Origin of the sequence: Cellulomonas biazotea, from assembly GCF_004306155.1 — a bacterium.
GTDB classification, from domain to species: domain Bacteria; phylum Actinomycetota; class Actinomycetes; order Actinomycetales; family Cellulomonadaceae; genus Cellulomonas; species Cellulomonas biazotea.
Genome location: NZ_BIMR01000355.1, coordinates 1 through 1,961 on the forward strand (window position 1 = coordinate 1; position 1,961 = coordinate 1,961).

Sequence of the window (1,961 nt, forward strand, 5' to 3'; positions counted from 1 at the left end):
GCCGATGACGGCGCGCCGGGCACGGGCCCGACGTGACCGTCGTGCGGCCGGGCGGCGCGACCCGCCGCCGGTCCCCCCTGCGGTCCGGCGGCGGGTGGTCGGGTCACGGGTCCGGCGCCTGACGCGGGCGGGACCGGCGACGGTGCAGGCGATGTCGGTGCGGGCGGGCGCAGGCTCCCCCACCGCTCGATCGACTTCGCCCACGCGTCCTGCTGCCCCGCGTCGTAGCCGAGCGCGCGGGCGGCGTCGCGGATCGCCGAGCGCGGCCGGTAGGAGATGACGTTCGCGACCTGCGCCGCGTGCGACCGGCCGTGCTTCTCGAAGACGTACTGGATGACCTCCTCGCGCCGCGCCGACTCGATGTCGACGTCGATGTCCGGCGGCCCGTCCCGCTCGGGCGCGAGGAACCGCTCGAACAGCAGCCCGTGCCGCACCGCGTCGACGGCGGTCACGCGCAGCGCGTAGCAGACCGCCGAGTTCGCGGCCGACCCGCGGCCCTGCGCGAGGATGCCGTGGTCGCGGCAGAACTTCACCAGGTCGTACACGACGAGGAAGTACCCGGGGAAGCCGAGCTCCTCGATGACGCGCAGCTCGTGCGCGAGCTGCGCGTACGCCCCCGGGACACGCTCCGCGTCGGGCGGCCCGTACAGCTCGAGCGCCCCCTGCCGGACGAGCTCGCGCAGCCACGTCGCCTCGGTGTGCCCGTCGGGGACCGGGTACGGCGGCAGCTGCGGCGCGACGAGCGACAGGTCGAACGCGCACTCCGCGGCGAGCGCGGCGGCCGTCCCGACCGCCGACGGGTGCCGCCGGTGCAGCGCGAGCATCTCCGTCGCGGAGCGCAGGTGCGCGACCGGCGCCCCGGGCAGCCAGCCGTCGAGGTCCTCGACCGACGAGCGCGCCCGCACGGCCGCGAGCGCCGCGGCGAGGTCGGCGTCGCGCGGGGTCGCGTAGTGCACGTTGCCGGTCGCGACGAGCGGCAACCTGGCGTCGGCCGCGAGCGCGGCGAGCGCGTCCGCCCGCTCCGAGTCGTACGGGTCGCCCGTGGCGGTGACCTCGACCGCGACGTTGTCCCGGCCGAACAGCGCGACGAGCCGGTCCAGCTCGGTCCGCGCCGCGGCGACGCCGCCGGGCGCCACCCCGCCGACCCCCGACGGGTCTCCCCCCGCGAGCGCCCGGCGGACCGTCCCCTTGCGGCAGCCGGTGAGGACCAGCCACTGCCCGGCGGCGTTCGCGGCGAGCTCCTCGAGCCGGTAGTCGGCCGCGCCCTTCTCTCCGGTGCGCAGGTGCGCCTCGGCGATCGAGCGGGACAGGGCGCGGTACCCGTCGGGGCCGCGCGCGAGCACCAGCAGGTGGGACGCGCGCGGGTCCGGGACACCCGTCGGCGGGTCGAGCACCGCCAGGCCGGGGGTCGCGCGCGTGCGCTCGTGCGGGTGCCGCCGCCCGTCGGGGGCGGGCAGGTGCAGCTCGGCGCCGAACGCCGTGGGCATGCCGACGGCCTTCGCGGCCTGGGAGAACCGCACCACCCCGTAGAGGCCGTCGTGGTCGGTCAGCGCGAGCGCCTCCAGCCCGAGCCGGGCGGCCTCCGCGGCGAGCTCCTCGGGCTGGCTGGCGCCGTCGAGGAAGCTGAACGCCGAGTGGGCGTGCAGCTCGGCGTAGCGCGGCGGGAACGACGCGCCCGACGCCGCCCGTCCGGTCGTCCGCTCAGTCATACGTCGCCTCGCACGCCCAGCCGTCCGCGTCGCCGACGAGCAGCACAGCGTCGCCGTCGTCGAACGTCACCTGCAGGTGCCCGCGCAGCCCCGGCTGACGACCACCACCCGCACCGGGCACGGCGGCCGCCCCCGGCTGCCCTGTCCCCGCGCCGGGTGCCCACCACCGGCCGCTCAGCAGCCACGGCCCGGCCCAGCCGGCCACCGCGCGGTCGCGCACGGCCGGTCGCCGGTCGGCGCCGTCCTGCGGCC

At 78.2% G+C, this 1,961-nt stretch carries 1 protein-coding gene and 1 pseudogene; both read right to left on the bottom strand.

Going from position 1 to position 1,961, the window contains the following annotated elements; all coding sequences use genetic code 11:
* Positions 1-1,709: PHP domain-containing protein (locus CBZ_RS18435; RefSeq protein ID WP_246013536.1), on the bottom strand; the 1,709-nt coding region annotated here is incomplete at its 3' end.
* A pseudogene (locus CBZ_RS18440) lies at positions 1,702-1,961 on the bottom strand (hypothetical protein); the annotation flags it as partial. The pseudogene CBZ_RS18440 and the gene CBZ_RS18435, both read right to left, overlap by 8 nt.